The sequence below is a fragment of the Caballeronia choica genome (genome assembly GCF_001544535.1).
Taxonomy (GTDB): Bacteria; Pseudomonadota; Gammaproteobacteria; order Burkholderiales; family Burkholderiaceae; genus Caballeronia; species Caballeronia choica.
Window position 1 is genome coordinate 22,256 of the sequence record NZ_FCON02000096.1, and the last position, 6,706, is coordinate 28,961.

The window sequence follows — 6,706 nt, forward strand, 5'->3', positions numbered from 1 at the left end:
CCGCGCCGAAGGGGTCAGGGAGGCGCCACCCGTCCCGCTGACGCCGGCAGCATCCGCGCGAACGATACCGCCATGGTCGCCAGTTCCTGCGCGGCGGGCGTGAGCGGCACGCCCGCGCGCCGCAGCAGGCACACCGGCGTGCGGTCCGCGCGCTCGGCGACCGGCACGATCGCCACGTGCTCGCGGAAGAACGCGTGCTCGATGAGCCGCGCCGGTTCGAGCGCCAGATAGTCCGTGTTGGCGACGCAATGCAGGGTGTCGAACACGGCCTCGGTCGTGACGGCGATGCGCGGCGGCGCGAGTCCCGCTGCATCGAACAGCATCGCCAGCCGGTTGGTCGCGGGCGCCGCTCGCAGCGCCCGCGTGCTGACCCAGTCGCCATCCCGCAGTTCTGCGAGCGTGCGCGCCTGCATCAGCGGATGACCGCGGCGTGCGATCACCGCGACTTCCGAGTCGAAGAGGCGCGTCGTCTCCAGGTCGTGAACGTCGGCCTCCTGCGACACCAGCGCGAGCGCGAAATCGAGACTTCCATCGCGCACCCACGATGTCAGGACCCGCGACGTCGCGCTCGTCAGATGCACGTCGATGCGCGGGCACCGCTCGCGAAAGCTCGCGAGCAACGCGGGGAAGAGGCGCATCGTCGCTTCGGCGGCGAGACCGAGCGACACCTGTCCGGTCGATTCGCCGCGCAACTGTCGCATCTCCTCCTCGGTGCGCATGCACTCGCCGAGGATCACGTCGGCGCGTAGACGCAGGCGTTCGCCGATGGTGGTGAGCCGCGCGCCGCGATGGCCGCGCTCGAAAAGCGGCCCGCCGACGCTCGATTCGAGCTTGCGCAACTGTTGCGTCACGCCGCTTTGCGCGACGTTCAGACGCCGCGCCGCCGCCCGCAGGCTCCCAGCCTCGGCGACCGCGACGAACATGCGCAACTGCGTCAGGGTCATTTCCACGATTCGACGCCTCGTCAGATGATCTCAAAATGTGATCATGATAAGCAAAACGGCCCTTTTTTGTAGCGTCTTGCGGCCGTACTATCGGCGGGCGTTATCTCGAAACCCAGCCCGCCTTCTTTTTGCGCTCATGACCAAACTCACCTCGCTCTTGATGGCCTCGGCGCTCGCCGCGGCTTTGGCCGCATCGCCCGCGTTCGCGAAAGATGCCAACGCGCTGCGCCTCGGTATCGACCCGGGCTATCCGCCGATGGATGTGAAGACGCCGGACGGTCACGTCGCCGGCTTCGACGTCGATCTCGGCGACGAGATCTGCCGCCGCATCGCGATGCGCTGCGAATGGGTCGAACTCGAATTCTCGGGGATGATCCCGGCGCTGCAGGCACGCAAGATCGACGGGATCATGTCGTCGATGGCGATCACCGACAAGCGCATGAAGCAGATCGCGTTCTCGAACAAGCTGTTCCAGTTCAGGTCGCGATTGATCGCGAAGACCGGCGCGCCGCTCAAGGCGAGCGCGGAGGGCCTGCGCGGCAAGCGCATCGGCGTGCAGAGCGGCAGCCAGTTCGAGACCTACGCGCTCAAGAACTGGCAACCGGGCGGCGTCGAAGTGGTCGCTTACCAGAGCCAGGAGGGCGTCTTCAACGACCTGGCCGCCGGCCGCATCGACGCCGCGCTGCTCGGCTCGGTGGAAGCCGAGCACGGCTTCCTGAAGACCTCGCGCGGGGCGGGCTTCGGCTTCGTCGGCGAGCCGCTTTCGATGGGCGATCACGGCGTCGGCATGGGCATGCGGCAGGACGACACGGCGCTCAAGGCGAAGGTCGATCGCGCGGTCGCCGACATGCGCGCCGATGGCACCTATCAGAAGATCGCCCGCAAGTATTTCGACTTCGACGTGTACGGCGACTGACGCCCTGACCCCAAGGATCACCGATGCAAACGCAACGCACTCAACTCATCTCGACGACGCTCGGGACGAATCGCGAACTCGTCAGCTTTCACTTCGGCACGCCGGGCGCGGGCGAGAAGGTCTATGTGCAGGCGTCGCTGCATGCGGACGAAACGCCCGCGATGCTGACCGCGTGGCAGCTCAAGCGGCGTCTCTCGACGCTCGAAGCCGATGGGCGCGTGCGCGGTGAAGTCGTGCTCGTGCCGGTGGCGAATCCGGTCGGGCTGTCGCAGCATGTGCTCGGCCAGTTTCTCGGACGATTCGAAGCGAACAGCGGGCACAACTTCAATCGCAGCTTTCCGATGCCGCAGGCCGAGGCGCTCGTCGCGCGCGTGGGCACGCGCTGGACGCGCGATCCGCGGGAGAACGCGCGGCTCTTGCGCGGCGCCGTGCGGGAGATGCTTGCCGAGAGCACGGCCAGGAACGAATTCGAATCGCTGCGGCTGACGCTGCTGACGCTTGCCGCCGATGCCGACGTCATCCTCGATCTGCATTGCTCGCTCGAAGCGACGCTGCATCTTTATACGAGTCCGGCGAGCTGGCCGGCTATCGAGCCGCTCGCGCGCTATCTCGGAGCGAACGGCGTGCTGCTTGCGACCGATTCGGGCGGCCAGTCCTTCGACGAGATTCACACGCTGCTCTGGAACGAGGTGCGAGCGGTGCTGGGTGAAGAGACGCCGCTCGCGGCGCCGAATATCGCGGTGACGGTGGAGCATCGCGGGCAGCGTGACGTGTCGTATGAGACGGCGGAGCATGACGCGGACGCGATCGTCGAGTTTCTGGTGCGGCGCGGGGTGATCGAAGGCGAGGCGCGCGAGATGCCGCCGCTGCTGCATCCGGCGACGCCGCTCGCGGGCAGCGAGCAGTTCGTGGCGCCGGTGAGCGGGGTGGTGGTGTATCGGGCGCAGGTGGGCGCGTTTCTGCACGCGGGGGATGCCGTTTTCGACATCGTGGATCCGTTGACCGATGTAGTCACCACTGTGACCACGAAGAACGATGGTGTGTTCTACATGCGGCGCGCGATCCGTTTCGCCTACGCCGGCGCGCCGATGGGGCGGGTTTCTGGGGCGACTGCGTTTCGGACGGGGGTTTTGGTGGGGGCTTGAACAAGTATTTCGACCGCTCTCATCGGATTTCCCATTGAGTAACAAAAACGGTCCCTTGTTCAGCGATCCAAGCTCTACAGATTCGACATTAATGTTTGGCACAGCCACATCGCCCGAAAAATCAGGCCGGTCATGGTGGCGACCGAGCGGTTTGGCACGCACCTCATCCATGACTGACCCTGTGGAACGACCGTCGTCGGTAGGCGGTGCTGGCTGCTCGTCGCAAGATTTAGGCGGGCTTATACAATGATGCAGATTCGCCTGGCCACTACGACTTGCTGCGAGACGTTAGCAGTCTGCGAAGCGCCGTCGCGGCGTTCAACCGGCAATAGAACTGCGGTGGATGAAAGTCGGGCAAGGCGCCACGAAGATCGGCAAGCGATACTGGCCGTTTGATCGGTCTAGGGTCTTGTACGCCCATCGCGAACGCTTGTGTCGCGCCGTCAAGATAGCCCATGAATTCGGACCGTACGAGACCGGAGACACTTCCAAACTGCTTCCACAGTGCCGCAGGCTCGTCCACTGTGCATTTGCCTACGACTGCGCATCCGACAACTGCCGCTACCGGCTTCTTGACATAGAACCAAACGAGGTCTCCCTCGTTTACGTGCATCTTCCTTCGTCTAAGTTCGACGTGTTTCGTTCCGGCGAGAATGTTTGCCGCATGCCGGTTTTCCAGTGAGATGAGCAGATGCTCCTGAGTTGTCATTGCGTTCCTTTGCGCAAAATAGCCTCCACTTGCTGTGCCGTTAGTCGCCGGCTAGTCAGCAATTGATGTGCTTCTCCGCATCCAAGTTCCCTAAGATCTGCACGCGATACCTGGCGCGGAAGTTCCAGCAGGTTGTCAAAGGCGGTAACTGTTTTCACCGCGGCCCTTCCGATACTCGCCAGCGAGTCGCTATCCAGGACGGAGGGTAACAAATCCGTCCCGCCTAGCGCGTCTTCGCTGCGGCGATAGGCTCGAAGCGTTCTGGCTAGCGCAATCACGGCTCCTGCACCGCCGTCTTTTTCGGATTCGTAGAAGAATATCAGGTCGCCGCGGGTGAACACTTTCAACGTTGCTGGGCCGCTGAGATAGTGGCGCTGCGAAAGGAGTTGTGCTCTAGCCTGTGGTAACAAAGATGCTTGTGGCGATTGCAACAAGAGATGCTCTGCAAATTTTCGCTGGACCGGAACGAGTACGCCGCCGCGCCCCGGGAGACAGAACAAAGCCGGGGCGAGGTGCGTCTCGAGCGTGAAAAGGGATATGTGAACTCGTTCCCCGTCTGGACGGATGACGGGGATCTGCTGGTCGACGTGGCGGAAATGGGGTGATGCTGCGGGTAGAACGATGCTGCTCGCGTTTGACAGAGAATCCCGAGTGAGCATCCAATTTCCTTTTGAAACAATACTGCTGACCATCACCTTTTGCAGTTCGTTGGTGTCGGACAATAAGCGCGTGAAACCAAGCGTGGCTGCAACTTCTCGAACCACGACTTGGCACTTTGGGAAGCGTAGGCGGATCCTTGCGACAGCCGACGGCGAAATTACGCCGATCAAACTTTGTAACATCAATCTTACGGCGTCGCCTGCTGTGTCATTGGCTTCATCTACGGCTATGTGAGCGTTGAAGGGACCATCATGGATTGTCCGTGACCAAGCAATGTAGCCGACGATGCATTTCTCATCTTTGACCATGAAGCGCCAACTCGTGCCACGGGATCCATCAACTGCGGCCCAATGCGCGGCCTGATCAGCAACGTTGACGTCTAGTTCTGTTAGAAGCGCCTTTATCTCTTTTTCGTCACTGTCCTGGGCCACCTGAATACTCAAGACGTCGCCGGTCGACGTCGCGTGAATTTGCTGGAGCGGGTGGTCGATATAGCCAGCTTGGAACGCTTCAGGCGAAACGACTTCGATGCCGTAGCGGCGGCGTAACTCCCTCGCGCAGCGGACCACGCTAGCGTCACTTGTCACAAGGCCAGGCAAGCGATGATGAATTGCGGTTGCCAGATGCTTCAAGTCGGACAAGTCATTGGCGGTCAGTCTTCCGTCAAGCGCACGCTCCGGGAAAACCAGTTGGCAAAGTTCTGGCGCCAGTCTGTCCCAATCTTGGCCCTCCGGCGAGGTAAAACGCGGGAGGGCATGTGCCAGAGCCTGCATTGGATCGGTCTTTCCTTTCTGCGCAGTTCTTTTCAACTCCGCCTCGATCTCCGAACTAATAGCAAGTGAGCATGCCTGCATTCGCTCTGCGCGAAACACGGCGACAGCCTGCTCGTGCCTTGGACGACGTGGACCAAGGTCGAAGAGCACGTTCAGATCGAGGAGAAAGAGAGGTCGTTCCTGGTCCTGCTTGAAATCAAGGCCCAAGGGATCCGCAGCAGTAATTCCGCTTGATTGGAACAATTGGGGTGTGGCCAGTTCGTGCGCGCGAACCACGATAATCCGCTTACGACTCTCGCCGCCTTTGACAAGTTGCTGCGTGTAAAAGCCTTGTCGTTCCCAAAAGTGATTCGCGTCACGCAGGTCTTCCGCGACTCGCGCGCTTATGGAGATGAACTGAAATTCCGTCAGTTGCTCCTTCAAGGCGTCAACGAGGGTGTTACCCAATTTCAGCCGACGAAACCGGTCCACCACGAAAATCTGTCGAACTTTTGCTTTCGGAAAGCGAGCATCGAAAATAAGGTGACCGCCGTAAATTTCGGAATTGCCGTCCGCGATTAGCAAAACGAATATCAAGTCCTTTCTGGCGTACTCTTCAAAGATTGGCTTGGCAAAGAAACCCAACGCATCTTTTGCGCTGTCCGCGGCTTGCACTATGTCCGAGAGATATGCGCGAACGTCGCTATAGGAATTAACCAGTCTGAATTTGATTTCGGCGTTGCTCATTCCTTCTCCCTCGCATTGCAGGCTTATGCGCGCTGATTTCACGCGTTGTAGGTGACCATTTGACTGGAAATAGTTGTAAGACAGAATGCCGCGTGCGTTGTTGCCGCGTGGTGTCTGAACCAACGTCCGCGAAGCCCACGAGGCGTTGATCCCAGTCCCATTTGTGCGTGGACTCCACTCCCCGTTTTTTACGGCGTATTTACGGCGTACGGCTGAGGAGATTCTCGCACGAATAAGTCTGATCTACGGATTTAAGGGCCTGATTTAATTGGGAAATTTTGTTATCAGAATTGGGATTATTGGGATTCCCGAGAGGGTGCAGGCATATCGACTTCTGACGGCCGATTCCATCTTCACGGAAATATCTGTAAATCGTCGAGAGAGATTTGGACTTATCTCTGGAGCGGATCAAAATGGACGTTCGACTTGAAGCTGCGATTTCTTTAATCAATTTTTCATGAGATGCTGGGCGTTTTGCCACACATAAGTTTCGCCAGCCCTTTTTGCCATTCAAAGAAAAATGCCGCTCAGTCTCGCGACTGAGCGGCATTGCTTTAACGCGACGTGCGCTCTTACTTCGCGACCGGCATCGTGAATTCCGCGCCCTTGGCGATGCTGTCCGGCCAGCGCTGCATGACGCTCTTGTAGCGCGTATAGAAGCGAATGCCTTCCTCACCATAGGCATGGTGATCGCCAAACAGCGAGCGCTTCCAGCCGCCGAACGAGTGCCACGCCATCGGCACCGGAATGGGCACATTGATACCGACCATGCCGACCTTGATCTGCCGCGAGAACGCCCGCGCGACGCCACCATCCGATGTAAAGCACGACAC

The 6,706-nt window shown here is 60.1% G+C and carries 6 protein-coding genes; 2 read left to right on the forward strand and 4 right to left on the reverse strand.

Features of this window, described 5'->3' with window-relative positions; translation table 11 throughout:
- Positions 1–14 precede the first annotated feature (14 nt).
- On the reverse strand, positions 15–950 hold the full coding sequence (locus tag AWB68_RS29925) for a LysR family transcriptional regulator (RefSeq protein ID WP_087647935.1): 936 nt from the start codon (positions 948–950) through the stop codon (positions 15–17).
- 130 nt (positions 951–1,080) lie between these two features.
- Here AWB68_RS29925 and AWB68_RS29930 point away from each other — a divergent pair, with 130 nt between their 5' ends.
- A complete protein-coding gene (locus AWB68_RS29930) occupies positions 1,081–1,860 on the forward strand; it encodes a transporter substrate-binding domain-containing protein (protein ID WP_087647936.1) in 780 nt (259 codons plus the stop codon).
- Between the two features lie 23 nt (positions 1,861–1,883).
- Entirely contained in the window at positions 1,884–3,005 is a 1,122-nt protein-coding gene (locus AWB68_RS29935; protein WP_087647937.1) for a succinylglutamate desuccinylase/aspartoacylase family protein, read from the forward strand.
- Between the two features lie 268 nt (positions 3,006–3,273).
- Here the strand turns inward: AWB68_RS29935 and AWB68_RS52000 are convergent, their stop codons facing one another.
- From AWB68_RS52000 to AWB68_RS29950, 3 genes are all read right to left on the reverse strand, one after another.
- The gene (locus AWB68_RS52000) at positions 3,274–3,714 is read right to left on the reverse strand and encodes an ASCH domain-containing protein (RefSeq protein ID WP_087647938.1); all 441 of its coding nucleotides are present in this window, start codon (positions 3,712–3,714) and stop codon (positions 3,274–3,276) included.
- On the reverse strand, positions 3,711–5,873 hold the full coding sequence (locus AWB68_RS46995; protein ID WP_125483083.1) for a GNAT family N-acetyltransferase: 2,163 nt from the start codon (positions 5,871–5,873) through the stop codon (positions 3,711–3,713). The genes AWB68_RS52000 and AWB68_RS46995 overlap by 4 nt, the downstream gene beginning before the upstream one ends.
- Before the next feature lie 572 nt (positions 5,874–6,445).
- A partial coding sequence (locus AWB68_RS29950; RefSeq protein WP_125483028.1) for an aldehyde dehydrogenase family protein occupies positions 6,446–6,706 on the reverse strand: 261 nt, incomplete at its 5' end.